Raw genomic sequence first — 21,441 nt, 5'->3', positions numbered from 1 at the left:
GACGTTGATAGGTTGGATGTGGAAGCATAGTGATATGTGAAGCTGACCAATACTAATTGCTCGTGAGGCTTGACTATACAACACCCAAGCAGTTGTATATAAAGCATCAATCGATTCATAAATATGCAAAGCAACTTGATTTAGTTATATGCTTAGCTAAAATGAACATCTAAAGTAAGACTCAATCAGCCCATCTGTAAAGATTTGGAAAACGCAACGTATCACAAAGTGAATAAAACGAAGCAAGTATCCATACCAGTTGTGCTGGCGACCATAGCAAGAGTGAACCACCTGATCCCTTCCCGAACTCAGAAGTGAAACCTCTTAGCGCTGATGGTAGTGTGGGGTTTCCCATGTGAGAGTAAGTCATCGCCAGCTCATTATTCTAAACACCCCCAACTCAACTGTTGGGGGTGTTTTTTTATGCAGAAATTAATCTGAAAAATGTAGGTAAGAAGTTAAGACAATAAAAAGGACTCTATTAGGAGTCCTTTTTTATATATGAGGGAAATTTTGAGCCCGTTCTAGTTTAGAAATGGGCTTCCAAACCTACATATGGACCTTTAAACTCAAACTTAAGGTCATTGTTATCATAATCATCTAAATCAATATTAAGTATGCGATAACCTGCTGTTAAACCAAGATCAATGAGTAAGTTATCTGCAAATTTATATTTTACTTCTGCTAATGCATCTGTAATTCGCGCATCATCAAAGTTTGTATAGGTTGCTTCACCTTTCGCACTTAAGCCCGTAAATGGGAGTTTGACTTCACCAGACAAATAAGCGATAGGATATGTTTTATCAATATCTACGCGTTTGCCTGTATAACTAGTGATATCACCATTTAGTACAGTTGCACCAAGTCCCGCATCTACACTCACAATATTGTCTAGTAACTCATAATAGAGAATAAAATCGCTATGATCTAAATCAACTTTATAGTTAGCTTGACCTAAGGTTTCCGCTTTAGTCTGACTATCTAAATTTACATAACGAATTTTTGCATTTGGAATAAAAGGGATTGGATGTTCTACTGCCAATGAAAGTTGAGCACTACCTTTTTGATCTAGATCTTGATCGTCAGGGAATTGAGAAGACATATTAGCTTTACCATCATAAAACCAGTAGCCTACCTCTCCCTTTACTCCAACAAAGTCTGCTTGAGCAAGGCCACTTAAGCCCATCCCGAGCGTTAATAAAGATATTTTTAATATTTTCACTTTAAACATCCGCATAAAAGAAATCTTTGAGCGCATGATATAGACATCTTGCTACAGATGCATTGATAAAAAATAAGAGAGTGTGAAGCGTATAGCCTTAATAATTTTTCTAAGTTGAATGAATTATTAATTATTTCAAATAATTAATATCTGTTTCTTAATTTCGATGATATTAACCCTCCTAAATATTTTAGTATAAATTTTGTCATATAAAAAATAGCTATTATCAAGTTCCATTAGAAATTGAAGAACAAATTAATGGATAAGTTGAGTAATTAAAGCGACCTTTTAAGGAATTGGAATAAAATATCATTGAACAATAATTTATAACTATAAGTGTTAGGACATAAAGTTAAGCTGAAAAATAACCAATCGTGATAAAAACTCATAAAATTCGTAAAATTTCTGACGGAAATTACAGTAAAAAGAAATAAAAACAGGTATTGTTCAGCTATATAGGAGCAAAAAATGGACAAAAATCTTTAAGGAAGAATTTTCTATTTTTGCTTGTTTGAAATGAAAATAAAAATACTCACAAGGTGCCTTTTATTCTCAATCAAACACAAAAGTATTCTTTTGGTTCTTTTTTTGCATGCGGAATAACAATCAACAATAGCAGTAAAAATAAGCAATCTTTTAACATTAGGTGTTTTATGACAGATTCTCGTGAAAACTGGACGTCACGATCTGGTTTTATTATTGCAGCCGTTGGTTCGGCTGTAGGCTTAGGTAATATTTGGCGCTTTCCATACGTTGCTTATGAAAATGGTGGTGGTGCGTTTCTTATTCCCTATCTATTGGCACTCATTACTGCTGGTTTACCGTTACTATTTTTAGATTATGCGGTCGGCCATCGTAGTACTGGTTCACCCCCAAAAGCATATCGAGCTTTATTTAAAGGCGGCGAAACATTAGGGTGGTGGCAGGTTTGTGTCTGTATCATCATCGGTTTGTATTATGCAAGTGTTTTGACATGGGCCGGTAGTTATGTTTACTTCTCTATTGGTCAAATGTGGGGAAGTGATCCGGAAGGATTCTTCTTTAATACTTACTTACAAACCTCAAAAGCGACTGGTTTTGATCTACAGTTTGTAAGTCATTTATTCTGGCCAATTGTTGGAATTTGGGCTCTGACTTTGATCATTCTTTATGGTGGAGTGAAAAAGGGTGTGGAATTATCTAATAAGATTTTCATGCCATTATTATTCATTCTATTTACTATTTTGGTGATTCAGTCATTGCGTTTGCCGGGTGCAGTTCAAGGTTTGAATGCATTCTTTACACCAAACTGGTCAGCAATGATGGACTATAAAGTGTGGTTAGCTGCGTATGGCCATACTTTCTTCTCATTATCGGTTGGTTTCGGGATCATGGTCACCTATGCATCCTATTTAAAACCAAAAACGAATTTAACTGGCTCTGGTTTAATTGTTGGTTTTGCAAATGCATCAACAGAGATTCTGGCGGGTATTGGTATTTTTGCAGCGCTTGGCTTTATGGCACACGCTGCTGGTACTGAAGTTAAAGATGTCGTAAGTGGTGGAATTGGATTAGCATTTATTGCATTCCCGAAAATTATTTCAAGCTTAGGTGCCGGGGCTGATTTATTTGGTCTTTTATTCTTCTCTTCACTTTTCGTCGCAGGTATTTCTTCGATGGTTAGTATTTTGGAAGTGCCTATTGCAGCAATGCAAGATAAGTTGAAATGGGGCCGTAAAAAAGCTGTAACGATTATTGGTGGTGGTAGTGCACTTGTATCAATTATTTTATTCTCAAGTGTAAATGCAATTAAGCTGGTTGATATTGTTGACCACTTTATCAATAACATTGGAATTATCGGTGGCGCATTAATATCTATTATTAGCGTAGCTTGGTTTAAACGCTCAGCTCTTAAAGAACTGAGTGAACATATAAATCGTATCTCAACCATTCAAGTGGGTAAGGGATGGGATTTCACTTTAACGGTTATTACCTCTTTAATCTTGTTAACTACACTCTGTATGACTGTTTTTAATTTGATCAAAAATGGCTATGATACTTATAGTATGAGCTTACAAGGTGTATTCGGCTGGGGCAGTGTGATTTTCTGTGCGGTCGTTGCAATCGTGTTAAGCAAAATGAAAGATCGCTAGGAGGATAAAATAATGAATACTTCGGCAATCGTAATGATGGTAATTTCGATGGTGTTTTTATGGGGTGGATTGGTTTTATCCATTCTACATTTATCGAAACATCCTGAAGAGTTAGATGACGTTTTAGAAGATGTAAAAGATCAGCATACGCTTTGATGCTGATCTAGTAAAAAGCAGGCTTAAAGCCTGCTTTTTTTATGCAATTTTTTGAATTTTACAATAATAAAATCCATCACCAGACTGCGCTTGCGGTAATAATTGTCGACCATGAATTTGTTCAAGCCCCCAATTAGCTTCAATCTTAATTTCTTTTGCATCGATATGTTCTGCAAAGAAATTTATCATTTGCTGTTCATTTTCAGCTTTTAAAACTGAACATGTAATGTAGAGCAGCGTACCGCCAACTTTGAGCTGTTGCCACATATGTTCCAGAATCTGCTTTTGTAGCTCAATCGTTTGGGCTATATCGCCAGATTGGCGCAATAAACGTATATCTGGATGGCGACGAATAACTCCCGTAGCAGAGCAAGGGGCATCTAATACGATACAATCTACAGGCTCTGTGGGAACCCATTGGGTCGCATCAGCTGCCAAAATTTCTGTTTGACTTTGATCAAGTGCTAAGCGGTTTAAATTTTCAGTTACACGGACTAAACGGTTAGAATCTTGGTCAATGGCAATGAGTTGAGCTGGTTTAAACTTTTCGAGTAAATGAGCTGTTTTTCCTCCTGGTGCTGCACAGGCATCAATCACTGTTTTATTATTTAAATCTGGTAATAATGTTGCACATAGCTGCGCGTGTTCATCTTGTACAGAAAACCAGCCTTCTTCAAAACCGGGTAGCTGGGTAATTTGTACAGATTGTTCAAGAACAATACCTGCTTCAGATAAAGTGCATGCACGTGCTTGAATATCTAGACTTTGTAATTTTGTTAGATAAGCATCGCGTCCAATATGACGTTGGTTAACTCTTAAGGTTAAAGGTGCGACTTGTTTTAATGATTGGCACAGAGATTCAGTTTGTTCTCCCCAATCCTTTTTTAACCTTTTGAAAAGCCAACTTGGTAAGCCATGCGCTTGCTGTAAACCTTGCTGAAAGTCATCAGTTTCACGAGTAGCTCGGCGCAAAATAGCATTTACAATACCGCTGAGTGCGGGAAAACCAAGTTGTTTGGTGGCATCTACTGTTTCTGATATAGCAGCGTGCGCTGCAATACGCGTGCATAAAACTTGATAAAGCCCAACATACAGACAGGTTTCAACAGTTTCATTATTTAAAGGTTTGCTGAGCAAAGGTAGGCTAATTGATTTAAGAGCAAACCATTGGCGTAGCGTACCTAGAACAAGTTCATGAAATAGTGCGCGGTCACGTTCTGCAACTAAATTCAGCTGTGTATTTAAAATACTAGCGAGTGATTGGCCTTGCTGAACTTTTAATAACGTTTGGACGACTTGAGCACGTAAGTTAAATCGTGACGAATTTGATGAAACCTGACTCATGGCAGAATTTGTCCTACATGAAGTTTTTGAGTTTGAGCAATTTGTTGCGCATTCATTGCTTTACCGCCCGGCCATTGCACACTAGTCAGACAAATAAAGGAATCTTGACCACAAGCAACATGTACGCCTTGTTTATCGATTGCAATAATTTCACCCGCTTGAGCATTTACTTTGCTTTGACTAGAAGTTGTTGAGTTCCAGACACGCAGCGCATTATTTTCATCAAGCTGAACGAAGGCAACGGGCCAAGGGTTAAACGCACGGATATTTCGGTCAAGTTGAGCAGCATTAGTTGACCAGTCAATACGAGCTTCTGATTTCACCAACTTATGCGCATAGACTGTTAGGCTTTCATCTTGAACTTCACGTTCTGCCAAATATTTTTGCAGTGTTTCTTCTGACTCGAGTACGTCACAAATTGCTGTTGCACCTTGAGCTGCGAGTTTGTCATGCAAAGTCGCTGATGTATCTTCTGCTGTGATTGGACAGTAGGTTTTATACATCATATCGCCTGTATCTAAACCAGCAGCCATTTGCATGATTGTGATTCCGGTTTCTTCATCACCTGTTGCAATCGCACGCTGAATTGGTGCTGCACCGCGCCAACGTGGTAATAATGAACCGTGAATATTTAAACAACCGTATTTAGGCATATCGAGCACAGCTTGTGGCAGAATCAAGCCATAGGCTGCAACGACCATCACATCTGCACCTAAAGCTGCAAGTTCTTGTTGAGCTGCGAGCCCTTCTTCTGTAGATGCTTTAAAGTGAAGTGGTTGGTAAACAGAGATACCATGTTCAAGTGCTAGCTGTTTTACAGGAGATGGCGTTAGTTTTTGTCCACGGCCCGCTTTACGATCTGGCTGAGTATAAACGGCGATAATTTCATGGGAAGTTTTTAATAATGCCGCCAATGCTGTTGCAGCAAATTCGGGGGTGCCAGCAAAAATAATTTTCACAAATGCAATCCAAAAAGAGTTTATGGGTAGTATACGTGAAAAACGATTGAAGCCCTAAACTCATGGCTATTGGACATTTGAGTTTTTAAATAGTGAACAAAAAATTATTCAAAAAATTTTATTGATAAAAAAAGGTTATGAAAAAATAAAAAATTATTCATGTAAGTTTTGCTAAATATTGACTGACTATTACTGTTCTTGGCTTTCCGAATATTATTTGCTTCTATAGAATGGAGAATGATCAAATTATGATGATGAGTCAATATTCCGACTGATCTAACGCTATATCAGTATCATTCAGCCAGAGTGGAAGAAATTCCGCTCAAGCACAACTTGTTGGAAACACTAATGCCTGACTATCGTTCAAAAACATCGACACACGGAAGAAATATGGCTGGCGCACGTGGCTTATGGCGTGCAACAGGAATGAAAGATGAGGATTTCGGCAAACCGATTATTGCGGTGGTCAACTCATTTACTCAATTTGTTCCGGGCCATGTACATCTTAAAGATCTAGGGCAGCTTGTTGCAGCAGAAATTCAGGCATCAGGTGGTGTTGCTAAAGAGTTTAATACAATTGCAGTAGATGACGGGATCGCAATGGGGCATGATGGCATGCTTTATTCATTACCATCACGTGATTTGATTGCTGACTCAGTTGAATACATGGTAAATGCTCATTGCGCCGATGCAATGGTATGTATTTCAAACTGTGACAAGATTACCCCAGGAATGCTCATGGCTGCGATGCGCTTGAATATTCCTGTAGTTTTTGTGTCAGGCGGACCAATGGAAGCGGGCAAGGTCAAGTTCCGTGGTAATGAAAAAGCGATTGACCTTGTTGATGCAATGGTTGTTGCGGCTGATGAAAGTTATACAGATGAAGAAGTTGAAGAGTTTGAACGTTCAGCATGTCCAACATGTGGTTCATGTTCAGGTATGTTCACTGCAAACTCAATGAACTGTTTAACAGAAGCTTTAGGTTTATCTTTACCGGGTAATGGTTCAATTGTTGCAACACATGCCAATCGTGAAAAATTATTTTTAAGAGCAGGTCAGCTTATTGTTGAATTAGCTAAGCGCTATTACGAACAAGAAGATGCAAGTATTTTACCTCGTTCAATTGCAACTAAGGCGGCGTTTAAAAACGCGATGACCCTTGATATTGCAATGGGTGGTTCAACCAATACGGTTCTACATTTATTGGCTGCGGCAAGTGAAGCCGAAGTTGATTTTACAATGGACGATATTGACGAGTTGTCACGTCGAGTTCCTGTATTGTCTAAAGTAGCGCCTGCAAAACAAGATGTTCACATGGAAGATGTCCACCGTGCTGGCGGTATTATGGCCATTTTAGGTGAGCTTGATCGTGCGAATTTACTCGATGTCTCTGTACCGACTGTACACGAGAAAACGTTGAAAGATGCATTAGATAAGTGGGATATTATTCGTACTGAAGATGCAGATGTGTATGAGTTCTATCGCTCATCTCCGGGTGGTGTTCCAACTCAAGTGGCGTTCTCTCAAAATCGCTACTATGCAACTTTAGATGGCGATCGTGAAAAAGGCGTTATTCGTAATGCAGAACATGCATTCTCTAAAGATGGTGGTTTAGCAGTTCTATACGGCAACATCGCGCTTGATGGCTGTATTGTAAAAACTGCGGGTGTAGATGAATCGATCTTGAAATTTACGGGTACAGCGCGTGTGTTTGAGAGTCAAGATGCGGCTGTAGATGCAATTTTGGGTCATGACATTAAAGCTGGCGATGTGGTTGTTATTCGTTACGAAGGCCCTCGTGGTGGTCCGGGTATGCAAGAAATGCTTTACCCAACCAGCTACCTTAAATCGAAAGGTTTAGGAAAAGACTGTGCATTGGTGACAGATGGACGTTTCTCTGGTGGTTCATCAGGTCTTTCAATTGGACATGTTTCGCCAGAAGCTGCTGAAGGTGGTGCAATTGGTTTGGTTGAAGATGGTGACACTATTGAAATCGATATTCCAAACCGTACTATTCACTTGAACGTTGATGATGCGACTATGGCGCACCGTCGTACAGTTCAAGAAGCAAAAGGCTGGCATCCGAAAGAAGAACGTAAACGTAAGGTATCAAAAGCGTTAAAAGTTTATGCAATGCATACAACAAGTGCAGCGAAAGGAGCTGTACGCGTTCTATAAAATATTCAATTTTATTAATTGAATAGAAACTATGCATCCATTTGCACGATGAATTATTATCATGCTGATGGGTGCATTTTTTACGTCTGTTCGAAAAAATAGGCTTGTAGATGAAGGTGTGGCAAGTCATTCTATGGGTTTCTCATAAAATGATGATAAAATCTTCACCGATGCAGCAACACGTGCAATAACATGATCTTTGTTCTGCGTAAGCAGAGCTTGTCAGCATTTTGTATATGAAGTTTCTGCGGCACCGTTGTACTGCGATCAAAGCAGTTTTTGGTCTTGCTTAGGATTTTTTTTAGAGGCTCTACTCTCATGTCACTGCTACGCCGTTGGTTTGACCCTATCCGATCGAGTTGGTTTTACCAAAAACCTTCTCGTCAAGCGGTGTTACCCACGGAAAATGGTTTAAGTATTTATTTACGACTTGATGATGTGTATAGCTACTTAGCTGTTCAGCAATTATCTCAGCTCGATGAGATTTTAAGTGATGAGCTTAAACCTTTAAAAATTATTATTTCCCATACGGCTTCTGAACCTCCGAATGGTATGTCGCATGAAGAGTGGCAAAATTACTGTCTGAATGATGCCAAAATATTAGCCAAACAGCATCGTTTTGCTTTTGATGAATTTCCAGAAATACCAAGCCAAGAATCTTTAAAACAAGCGGCAGTTATATTAAAAAGAACCCCATTACAAGGTCAGAATTTCTTACATTTACTAGAAGATATTTTTCACATGCTTTGGCAGCAACAATATGGAAAGCTGCGTACTTTACATGCCATGGCAGTTAAACATCAGCTTCCTCAACATTTTTCAGAACGTATTTTTACTGATGAGCCTGTACCGGCCGCATACTTTGAGTTTGGTGGCCGTAAATATCATGCAGTAGATGATTTATTACGTTTAACCCGTCGTTTAAAACAGCAAAAGCTGCTGACCGGTAATCCAATTTTTTTAATTAATCATATCGAATGGCGTGAACATTTGATTAATGATGCTGAGGCACTTACCGAAATTCAGACACTTCGTCCCGAACTTGATATATATATTGCCTTAGAAGATCCGATGAGTTGGCTATTACTTGCTTATATTAAGGAAGAACTGGCTGATTATTATGATATTCAATTAAAAGTTTACCCCTTAAGCTACCAAGGCCGAGATTGGTTTGATTGGAGTTTGGCAACACGTGTTTCTAAACGCACAGGTGTAGCTTTTACACCTTTTTGCCGTCCTACAGAAGAAAGTACGCTTGAGATGGCAAAGCTTTTCTATAGTGTGCAGGAAAATCAGCAAATCGATACGATTTTTACGATCTTGCAGGCCGTTTGGACAAAAGGTAAAGATTTATCTTTCCAAAAGCATTTTCAGGAATTACAGCAGCAGTTAGGAATTGAGCAGTTAACCGAGCAGGATGTGCCAGCTGTTTTGGCACAAAATGATGCTTATTGCAGAGATAAGCATCAACCTGATTTGCCAGTTTTAGAGTTGCGTATTGATGGTCAAAGCTATGTATTTAATAGTTTGTACCGTGTTTGGATGATTGAAAGTATTTTTAGCAATGTGTTAGAAGAAAAATATAAAACGGCCTCAACTTTTAATTGAGGCCTTCTCCTAAAAACAAGAATAGGGCAAAGCCTGTTTTTTCCGTAGCATAACCTTGTAAGGAATCGGAGATAAACAGTGACATTTCTAGCAATTATTATGATGGTGTTTGCCTTTGCTGGCATGATTAAAGGCATGATCGGCTTAGGGCTGCCAGCAGTATCGATGGGCTTACTCACTATCGCAATGAGCCCTTTTCAAGCAGCCTCTCTTCTGATTGTTCCTTCGATGGTCACCAATGTCTGGCAGCTTTTTGCGGAAGGACATGTCTGGTCTTTTATTCGCCGTTTCTGGACTTTGCTCGTAGGCATTTTAGTGGGGTCAATATGGAGCTTTCTACCCACTTTAAGTCAAAGTCATGGGCACAGTAGTGAAATTTTATTAGGCTGTATGCTGGCTTTATATGGGCTTTATGGCCTGTGTGTTAAAAAACTTCCGCACTTAGGGAAACATGAGCGATGGCTATCGCCTATCATTGGTTATATAGGTGGGGCAGTCACTGTAGCAACAGGCGTCATTATTATTCCAATAGTGCCGTATTTGCAGTCTTTGCATTTAAAACGTGACGAGCTGGTACAGGCTTTGGGACTAACATTTACGGTGTCTACCATTTGTCTTGCCGTCTTTTTACACCATAACCCGATGTCGGGCGTAACACTGGACTATCGTTTATCTTTTGCTGCGTTGGTGGCGGCACTTGTTGGAATGTGGTTAGGTAAAAAAATTCGCTATCGACTCAACGAGCAGTTATTCCGTCGTATCTTTTTTATAGGTTTGGTGTCATTAGGGCTTTATATGATTGTGCACTAAGCCAAGTGTTTAAGGACGATGTTGCAATAAAAAATCTGCAAAGTGTTGGTAACTGCTAGGCAGCTGGTTGAAGTTTTGTGTGGTTAAAAGTAGTTTTCGGTTTGCCCATGCACCGAGTAATTGGATCGAATGAAAATCATAATTTGATTGCAAACGCTGTGCAGCACGAGCTGGCATAATCGCAATTCCTACGCCTTTGGCGACTACCTCAGCAATTGCGCCAAAATTAGGTAAACGCAAACGGTACTGTATGTTAAAGCCTAGTAATTTAGCTTGGGTTTCGATGGACTGTTGCAAAGAGTGATGGGATTTAAGGCCAATAAAACCATAGCTTAGAGCCTCTACCAAATTCAGCTCTTGGTATTGAGCTAACTCATGTGTAGCGGGGCAAATCAGAACTAAAGGATCACTCGCAAATTCCTTAGTTTGCAAATGTCTGGTATCAAAAAAACTTGAGACCAGCCCAAGGCTTGCAATTCCTTGGGTTAATGCATCTACAATTTCTGAGCTTTCTGCCTCGTGTAAATCAATATTCATTTCGGGATGAAGCACCAGATATTGCGGTAATAACGTAGGCAAATATTCACTTTGAGCAGAAGAGTTACACCAAAGCGTTAATGCCTCTGTGGTAGGGTGCCTAAACCGCTGCATTTCTTGTTCGAGTTGATCTTTTTGTGCTAAAAGCTGACGAGCATGCTCAACAAAAGCATGTCCAGCTGTGGTGAGTTCTACCCCAGTGGTTTGGCGAATAAATAAGGGTGTCTCAAAATATTGTTCGATTTTTTTTATACGCTCGCTCGCTGCTTGAAGTGAAATCGCAGAGCGGTCTGCACCTTTGGTTAGGCTACCAGTCGAGACAATATGAAGAACCAACTGTAAATCAAAAAAATCAAAACGCATGATAGGAACGTATTGAAACGCAAAAATTCATCATACTAAATCGTAATGAAAAAAGGCAGCTTACGCTGCCTTTTTGAATTTAAGTTTTATCTTTTAAACTAAACAACCAATTTAGAATAATGGCCGCAAATGTTGCTGTACCAATGCCACCTAAATTGAAATTACCAAACATTAATTCAAAATTTCCGGCACCTAAAATAATTGTTACAGAAGCAACAATCAGGTTTTTATTGTTAGAAAAATCAACTTTGTTTTCAATCCAGATTTTTGCACCTGCAATGGTAATTAAACCAAACACAACAATAGATGCACCTGTTAGGACAGCACTTGGAATCGTACTAATTACCGCACCAAATTTTGGAGATAAACCCAAGAAAATAGCAAAGACACCAGCAATCACAAAAACAATGGTTGAGTAGACACGAGTGACTGCCATGACTCCAATGTTTTCACCATAAGTGGTCATACCCGGTGCACCAACGCTACCAGAGAGTGTTGTTGCCAGACCATCTGCGACAAAAGCTTTACCTAATTGTGGAGTCAGATTTTCACCTGTCATCGCGCCAACTGCTTTAATATGGCCTAAGTTTTCTGCTACTAAAATAAGTGCAACTGGCGCAATAATTAGCATAGCCTTGGTATCAAAAGTAGGATGTGAAAAGCTTGGAATTCCAAACCACGCAGCTTGTGAGATCTGGCTAAAATCGATTGGTTTACCAAAACCTAGCCCATTGGTAGTGATGGCATAAATTGCGTAAGCCAAGATTAAACCAACCAATAGAAGGAGACGTTGCAATAAGCCGCGAGTAAAGACTGCAATGCTTCCCATACAAAGTACGGTAATTAAGGCCATCCACATTTCAAAGGGTTGTCCTGCAACACCTTTAATGGTAACTGGTGCAAGGTTTAGACCAATAATCATCACAATGGCGCCAGTCACAACAGGCGGCATGAGTTTTTCAATCCAGCGTGTACCTGTAAGCATCACAATAAAACCGATAATGGCATAAAAAATACCACATGCTACGATTCCACCTAAAGCCATAGAGAGATTTGGATTTGCACCTGAACCTGTAATATGTCCAGTTGCTGCTGCAACTACACCAATAAACGCAAAACTTGAGCCTAAGTAACTCGGAACACGACCACCCGTAATTAAAAAGAACAGGATGGTACAGATACCAGACATTAAAATGGCAAGGTTAGGATTAAAGCCCATGAGTAATGGTGCTAAAACAGTTGCTCCAAACATGGCAAACGCATGTTGAATACCTAAAATAGCACTCTGAACTGGGGGGAGATATTCGTTGGTAGAGACCGGTCGGTGGTCAATATCACCTTGGTAAGGCTGCCATTTTGGAAACCAATTGGACATAAAATAAGCTCGTTATTCTTTAATTGGTGCCATGATACTCTTTCTTGAGAATGCATTTAATCTCTAGAGAGAAGTATGTTAGTGAAAAGTAATTATTTTTTAACGATTGGTATAATTTTATGAATTCTAAATATAAGGAATTAGTTATTTTTTTCTTATAAAGACTAATTTTTTGATTTTAAAAAAATTTTCAAAAAAATAGAAAATCAGGGAAAATTTAAGAAAACCGGGGAACTTTGTAAGTAAAAAGCAGTGCATCAGTGATGCACTGCCTTGTTAAACAATTGGTAAAATTAGCTTAGCCTGTATTACGTAAACCAGCAGCAATACCCGCAATACTCACCATAAGTGCATGGTCAACAGGTGTGTTCTCTGCCTGACGTTCAGCGAGATAATCACGGCGGCGTTTCATGAGTTCCGCCTGTAAAAGATGCAAAGGAAGTAAGTAAGGCTTACGAACCTGCATTGATTGATCAAGAACTTCGTTGTTACTAAGAAGCTTTGATTCATCTTTTAACGCAAGTAGCGTTTCAACAGCATCTTTTAATCGCTGACGTAATTGGTTGCCGAGTACTTTCAAATCTTCATCATCAGTCAAATGCGACTCGTAATAGAGTGCAATATTGGCATCGGCCTTAGACAATACCATTTCCAGCATATCAATAAGCGTCTGGAAATAAGGCCATTGCTGGAGCATTTCATCAAGTGTTGCTTTTTGCTGATCGGCAATCACTTCATTAATGGCTGCACCAGTACCTAGCCATGCAGGTAACATCAAACGGATTTGAGTCCATGCGAATACCCATGGAATCGCACGTAACGACTCAATACCCCCACTCACTTTACGTTTTGCTGGACGTGAGCCTAATGGCAACATTTGTAATTCAAGTTCAGGCGTAACGGTCCGTAAATACTTCACAAAATGTGGATTTTCACGCACTGTCTGGCGATAAACCTTCACAGAATGATCTGTCATACGATTCATGATTTCACGCCACTCGGCTTTAGGCTCCGGCGGTGGTAATAAGGTCGCTTCGAGTGTTGCTGCGGTATAGATTTCAAGGTTTTGCATGGCAATCCCTTCTAAACCGAACTTGAAGCGAATCATTTCACCTTGTTCTGTGACACGGATTGCACCAGAGATCGAACCCGGGGGTTGTGAAAATAGTGCCTGTTGTGTTGGAGCACCACCACGACTAATTGAGCCACCACGGCCGTGGAACAGCGTCAACTGTACACCGTGTTTTTGAGCAATTGCAGTTAGCTCTTCTTGAGCACGATATTGCGCCCAGTTGGCTGACATGAAACCGGCATCTTTTGCAGAGTCGGAGTAACCGATCATCACTTCATGTTTGCCCTGAATGTGCTGTTTATACCAATGCATATTGAACAGCGTATTCATGGTTGTTGCAGCGCCATCTAAATCTTTTAAAGTTTCAAATAGAGGAACTACACGTAAAGGGTGCTGAATACCTGCTTCTTTTTGCAATAACAACACCGCTAAAACATCACTTGGATATTCAGCCATCGAAATAATATAAGCCCCTAAAGACTCAGGCGGTTGGTCTGCCAAAGTACGCATGGTTGCAAATACTTCTTGTACATCTAGGTGACCAATTAAACTGCCTTCAGGTTCATTAATATATTTCGGTAAAAGTGGGCGTTTGCTTTGTAATTCCTGAATCAGGAAGTTTTGGCGCGCTTGTTCAGTCCATGACTCAAAATTACCTAAACCTAAATATTCGGTAATTGCTGAAATGGCTTGACGATGGCGCCCTGATTCTTGGCGAATGTCGAGTTTAAGTAGTTCAATACCAAAACAGTTCACACGGTAAATAAAGTCGAGGAGTTGACCATTCGCAATTTCAGGCAAGTTGCTGTCGATTAAAGACCGGTAGCACAGCAATAAAGGCTGTAAAAGCTCATCTTTGCTTTTAATGACATTGCTGTCATCTGCTTCTAAGCCTTGTAGGCGCTGCGCTAACCAGTGGCGAGTCGCTTTTAAGCGTTCGCGTGTTGCACGTAAATATTCACGATAAGGTTCTGCATGTTGGTTACCAATGGCCTGAATCATTTCTTCAGAACAGGTTTGAATTGAAAGTTCCCAACGTAAGTTTTCAATATCTCTTAGGTAAAGGTCTGCAGCTTGCCAGCGTGATAACCACAGTACTTCTTGGGTAATTTGATGAGTAACATTTGGGTTGCCATCGCGATCTCCACCCATCCAAGATGCAAAACGTACTGGTGCAATGTTAAGTGGTAAATTTTGTTGGCAATTTTCTTGGACCAACTCATTTAACTCACGAATAAATTTAGGTACAGCATTCCAAAGTGTTTGTTCGATGGTTGCAAAGCCCCATTTTGCTTCATCGACAGGGGTCGGGCGATGTTGACGAATTTCATCTGTTTGCCATGCTGAACTAATTTGTTGCTTTAAGTTCGCAAGTGCACTTTGACGCTCTCGTGGAGTGAGTTTTTGCTGATCAAGCTGAGACAAACACGCATTGATATCATCATATTTTTGGATCAGGGTACGACGGCTAACTTCGGTCGGATGCGCTGTAAGCACTAGCTCAATATTGAGATCGCAAATTTGCTGGAACAGTTTTTCTGTTGAAATACTTTTATCTTTAAATTTTTCAAATAGGTGAACAAGAGGATTCGGAGAGTTGGCATCCGAATCAAATTCTGCCTGTCTGCGGCTACGAACCACATGATATTGCTCGGCAATATTGGCAAAATTGAGGAAATGAGAAAAAGCACGAGTAAGAGGGAGTAGCTCTTCATCGGGCAGTTCCAAAAATAATTGTTCTAGTTGCTTTTCGGCTTCAGCTTGACCATCACGTGCACCTTTGGCAAGAGCACGGATTTGCTCGATCTGATTAAACAGTTCTTGTCCTGCATGTTGTTTTAGGGTTTCACCTAACAAATTGCCAAGTAAACGCACATCCTCACGCAGTGGCGCATCGATTTGCTGAACCATGCTATTTTTCTCCTGTTCTTATTCTTATCGAATATAGCGCGATTAACAAACATTCCAAGCTTTGAGCGTAAGAAAATGTGAATTTTTGCTTAAAAAATAACATTTAATTCGCTTATGGCGTCTTAAAAGAAGACATGCACTCAGTGTAACTTTTGGCAATCGGACTTTGGTTTAATTCTGATATTTGAGTAGGAATAACGTAATTGCATCCTGAATAATTTTCTCTAGCTCTTGAGCATTTGGGACAGCAATGATTCTAAGTAGAACCTTATGGTGACGTACGCCAAGCAACAAAGTTAGTAGAAGCTCTGTTTGATAAACTGGATCATCGGCTTGGATAAAACCTAATGCTGCTGCTTTTTGGAAGAAGGCAGCTAACTGATTTTGAAGTCGGGTATGAGATGCATCAAAAAACTGTAGGGCAAGTGGACTCTGTTCTGCTGCGAGTTCAAATAATACATGTTCAAGCTTTAGTGCTTCAGGTGAATAAATAATCTGCAAGGCGCGTGAACACACGAAATAGAGTGCTTGATAAAAGTCTGCCGATGCATCTAATTCAAATTGTTTATTACTCAGCGTCTCTTCACAGGTTTGTGTAATTGCACAGATAAATAAGTTCACTTTGTCTTGAAAGTGGTTATAAACCGTGAGCTTAGTAACTCCTGCTTCCTGTGCAATCTGGTTCATGCTAGTACCGTGATAACCGGATTTCAAAAAAATGGCTTTCGCAGCTTGCAAGATACGAGCACGTTTTTCCAGATCTTTGGGGCGTCCACTTTGATTGACTGTTTGCACAAAATCCTCTGATAAAAATTTAAAAAAAATATCAATTTATAAGTTTTTCTTTAATTAATGTACCCATGAGTATATTAATTAAAAAATAAACAATTTATGATGCAAGCATATTGTGCCTTAAAAAATCAGTTTGAATAAGAGCGATAAGATATGAATCTGTTAAAACCTCTCATCATGAGTATGGTGATTGTTTGTACGGTCACATTAATGGGGTGTAGTAAAGAAGCTCCCAAAACAGAAGAAATACCCTATGTGATGGTGGCTCAACCCTTGACCACCCTCAATGAACAAAAAAGCTATGCAGGAGATGTGCAGGCCAGACAACAAACGGCTTTAGCATTTCGAGTCGGTGGACAGGTGACTGCACGTTATGTAGATGTAGGTGATCGAGTTAAAGTCGGACAAGTTTTAGCAAAGCTTGACGTGGCAGATGCTCAGTTACAATTAAATGCCGCTAAAGCCCAACTTGACAATGCACAAGCTTCAGCAAAAACAGCAGCAGACGAACTTAAACGTTTTCAGCAATTATTGCCGATTAATGCGGTGAGTCGTTCGCAATTCGATACGGTAAAAAATCAATATGACGCTGCGCAAGCGGCTCTACAGCAAGCTCGTTCTAACTATGAGGTTTCTGCGAACCAAACTGGTTATAACCAACTCGTTTCTAATAAAAACGGGGTGATTACTGCGCGAAATATTGAAATTGGACAAGTGGTTGCTGCGGGACAAGCGGCTTATCAACTGGCCATTGATGGAGAGCGTGAAGTTGTCATTGGCGTGCCAGAACAAGCGGTTGCCGAGATCAAGGTTGGCCAAGCAGCATGGGTGACTTTATGGTCTAAACCGAATGACCGATTTGCGGGTTATGTGCGTGAAGTTTCCCCAGCAGCGGATCAGTCTCGTACATTTACAGTCAAAGTTGCACTCAAAGAAGGTCAATCTGTTATTCAGCTTGGACAAAGTGCACGCGTATTTTTTAGCTCAACTCACACCAATGTGATGAGTGTCCCACTTTCGAGTGTTTCAGCAACAGATAATCAGCCTTATGTCTGGGTGGTTAATGCGAATCAGACATTGCGTAAAGTACCTGTAACGATTGGTGCATATGGCAAAGACAGCGTACCTGTGTTATCTGGCTTGGGACCAAATGATTGGGTTGTGATTGGCGGCGTGCATTTGCTACGTGATAAACAGAAGATTCACCCGATTGATCGTGAAAACCGTGGGGTGAAAATTCAGGGAGCGACCCAGCCATGAAATTCAATCTCTCGGAATGGGCACTAAATAATAAAGGTATCGTCCTTTATTTTATGCTGTTGCTTGGCATTATCGGTGCAATCTCTTATTCAAAATTATCTCAAAGTGAAGATCCGCCATTTACTTTTAAGGTCATGGTGGTACAGACCTACTGGCCTGGGGCGACTGCCAAAGAAGTTTCTACTTTAGTTACGGACCGTATCGAAAAGGAACTCATGACAACAGGGCAGTATGACAAGATTATGGCTTACTCCCGTCCGGGTGAGTCGTTAGTCACTTTTGTGGCTAAGGATTCACTGAAGTCAGCCCAGATTCCTGATGTTTGGTACAACGTTCGTAAGAAGGTGAATGATATACGCCATGAACTACCAAACGGTGTACAAGGTCCATTTTTCAATGATGAATTTGGAGACACTTTCGGCAATATTTATGTACTGACAGGCAAAGACTTTGACTATGCAGTTCTGAAAGAATATGCAGATCGTTTGCAATTACAGCTTCAACGGGTCAAGGATGTCAGCAAGGTCGAATTAATTGGTTTGCAAGATCAAAAAATCTGGATTGAGATTTCTAACACCAAAGCGGTACAGCTTGGTATTCCAGTTGCAGCGATTCAAGACGCCTTACAAAAACAAAATAGTATGGCAAGTGCAGGTTTTTTTGAAACAGGCACAGACCGTATTCAGATTCGGGTAAGTGGTCATTTACAAAACATTGATGAAATTAAAAAACTGCCTTTACTGGTAGGTGATAAAACCATTCAGCTCGGAGATGTTGCTGATGTCTACCGTGGTTTTAGTCAACCTGCTCAGCCACGTATGCGTTTCATGGGTGAAAATGGCATTGGTATAGCCTTATCGATGCGTAAGGGCGGTGACATTATTGCCTTAGGTAAAAATCTAGAAACAGAATTTGCCCAACTACAAAAAACTTTGCCTTTAGGCATGAAACTGCAAAAAGTTTCTGACCAACCTGTAGCAGTACAACGCAGTATTCATGAGTTTATAAAGGTACTCGCTGAAGCAGTTATTATTGTCTTGTTAGTGAGTTTTTTCTCTTTAGGTTTCCGTACTGGATTGGTTGTCGCTTTTTCTATTCCTTTAGTTTTAGCAATGACCTTCGCGGGTATGAGTCTATTCGATGTCGGCCTGCATAAGATCTCGCTTGGTGCCTTGATTCTGGCGCTAGGTTTGTTAGTCGATGATGCCATTATTGCCGTCGAGATGATGGCAATTAAGATGGAGCAGGGTTATAGCCGAATTAAAGCCGCCGGATTTGCATGGAAAACAACAGCATTTCCGATGCTGACCGGAACGCTGATTACTGCGGCTGGTTTCTTACCCATCGCTACGGCTCAGTCTGGTACAGGTGAATACACACGCTCTATCTTTCAGGTGGTGACAATTGCCTTATTAGTGTCTTGGGTCGCGGCAGTTTTATTCGTACCTTATTTAGGCGAAAAGCTATTACCCGATTTTACTAAAACAGGGCATCAGGCACCTTGGTATGTCCGTTTATGGGCGAGATTAACCAAAAAACCGCAACCGCAAACTGTGGCCATTTCACAGGACCATCACTACGATCCTTATCAATCTAACTTCTATTTACGTTTTAGAAAGATGGTCGAGTTTTGTGTGACCTACCGTAAAACCGTGATTGCAACGACGGTGGGTATTTTTGTGCTATCTGTGCTGATGTTTAAGATCGTTCCTCAGCAGTTTTTCCCACCTTCGAACCGTGCCGAAATTTTAGTCGATTTAAAACTTGAGGAAGGTGCTTCTTTAACAGCGACAGAACAAGCGGTGAAAAAGGTTGAAAAATTCCTGTCTAAACAAAAAGGTATTGATAATTATGTGGCTTATGTCGGTACAGGTTCACCACGTTTTTATTTACCGTTAGACCAGCAATTACCGCAAGCCAGCTTTGCGCAGTTTGTTGTACTCGCATCATCGCTTGATGATCGTGATGAAATCCGACGCTCGTTAGACAAACAAATTAGACAATTGCTGCCGCAAGTTCGTACTCGCGTGTCATTACTAGAAAATGGCCCTCCTGTTGGCTATCCATTGCAATATCGTGTGTCGGGTGAAGATCAAAATCTGGTTCGTCAAGAAGCACAGAAAGTCGCTAAACTGATTAGCGAAAATCCGAATACCACTAATGTGCATTTAGATTGGGGTGAGCCGAGTAAAATTATTTCAATTCAAATTGACCAAGATCGTGCTCGACAAATGGGTGTGTCTAGTCTGGATTTAGCGAACTTCATTAATGCATCAATTACAGGTAGTGCGATTGAGCAATATCGTGAAAAGCGTGAACTCATCGAAATCCGTTTACGTGGCGATCAGAGCGAACGAGTTGAAGTGGCTTCACTGGCAAGTCTAGCTGTACCAACGAACAACGGAACGACTGTGCCTTTAGCTCAAATCGCTAAAATTGAGTATAAATTTGAAGATGGTTTAATTTGGCATCGTAACCGCTTACCGACCATTACTGTTCGCGCAGATATCCGCACTCAATTACAACCAGCGACAGTAGTTGGCGAGTTAGCTGAATCAATGGATAAGTTACGTGCTGAATTACCAAGTGGTTATCTTGTTGAAGTTGGTGGAACTGTAGAAGAGTCTGCACGTGGGCAAAATTCCGTTAATGCGGGTATGCCACTGTTCTTGGCTGTGGTCATGACATTACTAATGATTCAGCTCAAAAGCTTATCTCGCTCGACCATTGTGTTGTTAACAGCACCACTAGGTCTAATTGGTGTGGTTTTATTCTTACTTCTATTTAACAAACCATTTGGCTTTGTGGCCATGTTGGGCACAATTGCGCTTTCTGGCATGATCATGCGTAACTCGCTTATTTTGATTGATCAAATTGAACAAGACAGGCAGGCAGGGCATCCAACCTGGGAAGCGATTATTGAGGCAACAGTGCGTCGATTCCGTCCGATTATTTTGACTGCTTTGGCAGCCGTATTAGCGATGATTCCACTTTCACGGAGTATTTTCTTTGGTCCGATGGCAGTTGCGATCATGGGTGGATTGATTGTTGCCACCTTACTGACATTATTTTTCCTACCTGCACTGTATGCAGCATGGTTTAAGGTGAAAAAAACCGCATAAAATACATAAATTTTTTGTGAATAAAGGTGCGAAATATTGAAAACTCCAATATAGTAGCACCTGTCTTTACACAAAAAATACAGGATTATTTCACTGCATAAAAAATAGGCAAAATGCAGTGGATTGAGGTGAAATACAGATGGGGCAAGACCATATCGAACAGCATCGCCGTTATATAGTCATTTCTTATGCGTTCATGTTTCTTGCATTGTTTACGGTTATTTTTGCGGCCTTTGCTTATTTGGTCGCTCGTAAAGTGGCGGTTGTAGATAATGCAGAAGTTTGGATTCATGCGCATGCACTATGGATTATGCGAAACGGGATTCTATTTCTTTGTATGGCAATTTTTGCTGTGGTCTGGTTTATTCCGCTCTTCTTTTTTGCATGGGATAGTAATCTTTGGGTAACCGCTACTACAGTTGCTGGTGTAGTTTTTAGCGCTATTGCGTGGTTATTTCTATTAAATGCATGGTTAAAAGGCTTGTCTAAATATTTAAAAAATAAGGCAGTTTTTTAATATATCTATTTTTTAAACATTTTCCCCTTGTAAATTCGGCTAAAGCACCCCATTTAGTCGGCAATAGAGTATTGATAAAATTC

The 21,441-nt window shown here is 40.3% G+C and carries 15 protein-coding genes and 2 rRNA genes; 10 read left to right on the top strand and 7 right to left on the bottom strand.

Features of this window, described 5'->3' with window-relative positions; all coding sequences use genetic code 11:
- Both ACINWC141_RS14855 and rrf read left to right on the top strand, forming a co-directional pair.
- Positions 1–77: ribosomal RNA gene (locus tag ACINWC141_RS14855) — 23S ribosomal RNA — on the top strand; the annotation flags it as partial.
- Positions 78–263: 186 nt separating this feature from the next.
- A 5S ribosomal RNA gene (rrf, locus tag ACINWC141_RS14850) occupies positions 264–378 on the top strand.
- A gap of 151 nt (positions 379–529) precedes the next feature.
- On the opposite strand, the gene ACINWC141_RS14845 is transcribed toward rrf, so the two are convergent.
- A complete protein-coding gene (locus ACINWC141_RS14845) occupies positions 530–1,231 on the bottom strand; it encodes a TIGR04219 family outer membrane beta-barrel protein (protein WP_009392414.1) in 702 nt (233 codons plus the stop codon).
- 644 nt (positions 1,232–1,875) lie between these two features.
- On the opposite strand from ACINWC141_RS14845, the gene ACINWC141_RS14840 reads away from it, so the two are divergent.
- Positions 1,876–3,354 (top strand): sodium-dependent transporter, encoded by a 1,479-nt coding sequence (locus ACINWC141_RS14840; protein ID WP_009392420.1) that lies wholly within the window; start codon positions 1,876–1,878, stop codon positions 3,352–3,354.
- A 12-nt stretch (positions 3,355–3,366) separates the two neighbouring features.
- Positions 3,367–3,510 carry a methionine/alanine import family NSS transporter small subunit gene (locus ACINWC141_RS19785; protein WP_009392435.1) on the top strand — a complete coding sequence of 48 codons (144 nt, stop codon included), beginning with the start codon at positions 3,367–3,369 and terminating at the stop codon, positions 3,508–3,510.
- 39 nt (positions 3,511–3,549) lie between these two features.
- Here ACINWC141_RS19785 and rsmB read toward each other — a convergent pair whose 3' ends face one another.
- A complete protein-coding gene (gene rsmB / locus ACINWC141_RS14835; RefSeq protein WP_009392425.1) occupies positions 3,550–4,854 on the bottom strand; it encodes a 16S rRNA (cytosine(967)-C(5))-methyltransferase RsmB in 1,305 nt (434 codons plus the stop codon).
- Positions 4,851–5,813 carry a methionyl-tRNA formyltransferase gene (gene fmt / locus ACINWC141_RS14830; RefSeq protein WP_009392378.1) on the bottom strand — a complete coding sequence of 321 codons (963 nt, stop codon included), beginning with the start codon at positions 5,811–5,813 and terminating at the stop codon, positions 4,851–4,853. Before fmt ends, rsmB begins: the two co-directional genes overlap by 4 nt.
- Positions 5,814–6,161: 348 nt before the next feature.
- Here fmt and ilvD point away from each other — a divergent pair, with 348 nt between their 5' ends.
- The 3 genes from ilvD to ACINWC141_RS14815 all read left to right on the top strand — a co-directional run bounded on the left by ilvD (position 6,162) and on the right by ACINWC141_RS14815 (position 10,409).
- Complete coding sequence (gene ilvD, locus ACINWC141_RS14825) at positions 6,162–7,991, top strand: dihydroxy-acid dehydratase (RefSeq protein WP_034678775.1); 1,830 nt, start codon at positions 6,162–6,164, stop codon at positions 7,989–7,991.
- 318 nt (positions 7,992–8,309) lie between these two features.
- A complete protein-coding gene (locus tag ACINWC141_RS14820) occupies positions 8,310–9,599 on the top strand; it encodes a hypothetical protein (RefSeq protein ID WP_009392423.1) in 1,290 nt (429 codons plus the stop codon).
- 78 nt (positions 9,600–9,677) lie between these two features.
- Positions 9,678–10,409: a sulfite exporter TauE/SafE family protein gene (locus ACINWC141_RS14815; RefSeq protein WP_034678773.1), complete on the top strand. Its 732-nt coding sequence runs from the start codon at positions 9,678–9,680 to the stop codon at positions 10,407–10,409.
- 9 nt (positions 10,410–10,418) lie between these two features.
- Here ACINWC141_RS14815 and ACINWC141_RS14810 read toward each other — a convergent pair whose 3' ends face one another.
- The 4 genes from ACINWC141_RS14810 to ACINWC141_RS14795 form a co-directional block, all read right to left on the bottom strand.
- Positions 10,419–11,309 carry a LysR family transcriptional regulator gene (locus ACINWC141_RS14810; protein WP_009392385.1) on the bottom strand — a complete coding sequence of 297 codons (891 nt, stop codon included), beginning with the start codon at positions 11,307–11,309 and terminating at the stop codon, positions 10,419–10,421.
- Between the two features lie 79 nt (positions 11,310–11,388).
- Positions 11,389–12,684, bottom strand: a complete 1,296-nt coding sequence (locus tag ACINWC141_RS14805) for a solute carrier family 23 protein (protein WP_009392374.1) — start codon at positions 12,682–12,684, stop codon at positions 11,389–11,391.
- Positions 12,685–12,982: 298 nt separating this feature from the next.
- Positions 12,983–15,667, bottom strand: coding sequence for a phosphoenolpyruvate carboxylase (gene ppc, locus ACINWC141_RS14800; protein ID WP_009392449.1), 2,685 nt, complete (start codon positions 15,665–15,667; stop codon positions 12,983–12,985).
- Positions 15,668–15,838: 171 nt separating this feature from the next.
- Positions 15,839–16,462 (bottom strand): TetR/AcrR family transcriptional regulator, encoded by a 624-nt coding sequence (locus ACINWC141_RS14795; RefSeq protein ID WP_009392461.1) that lies wholly within the window; start codon positions 16,460–16,462, stop codon positions 15,839–15,841.
- Positions 16,463–16,612: 150 nt separating this feature from the next.
- Here ACINWC141_RS14795 and ACINWC141_RS14790 point away from each other — a divergent pair, with 150 nt between their 5' ends.
- The 3 genes from ACINWC141_RS14790 to ACINWC141_RS14780 all read left to right on the top strand — a co-directional run bounded on the left by ACINWC141_RS14790 (position 16,613) and on the right by ACINWC141_RS14780 (position 21,358).
- Entirely contained in the window at positions 16,613–17,719 is a 1,107-nt protein-coding gene (locus ACINWC141_RS14790; protein WP_009392401.1) for an efflux RND transporter periplasmic adaptor subunit, read from the top strand.
- Positions 17,716–20,841: an efflux RND transporter permease subunit gene (locus ACINWC141_RS14785; protein WP_009392386.1), complete on the top strand. Its 3,126-nt coding sequence runs from the start codon at positions 17,716–17,718 to the stop codon at positions 20,839–20,841. The genes ACINWC141_RS14790 and ACINWC141_RS14785 overlap by 4 nt, the downstream gene beginning before the upstream one ends.
- Positions 20,842–20,980: 139 nt before the next feature.
- On the top strand, positions 20,981–21,358 hold the full coding sequence (locus ACINWC141_RS14780; protein ID WP_009392393.1) for a hypothetical protein: 378 nt from the start codon (positions 20,981–20,983) through the stop codon (positions 21,356–21,358).
- Positions 21,359–21,441: the final 83 nt, after the last annotated feature.

Source organism: Acinetobacter sp. WC-141 (assembly GCF_000313935.1).
Taxonomy (GTDB): Bacteria; Pseudomonadota; Gammaproteobacteria; order Pseudomonadales; family Moraxellaceae; genus Acinetobacter.
This window is presented reverse-complemented; position numbering and strand designations above follow the sequence as displayed.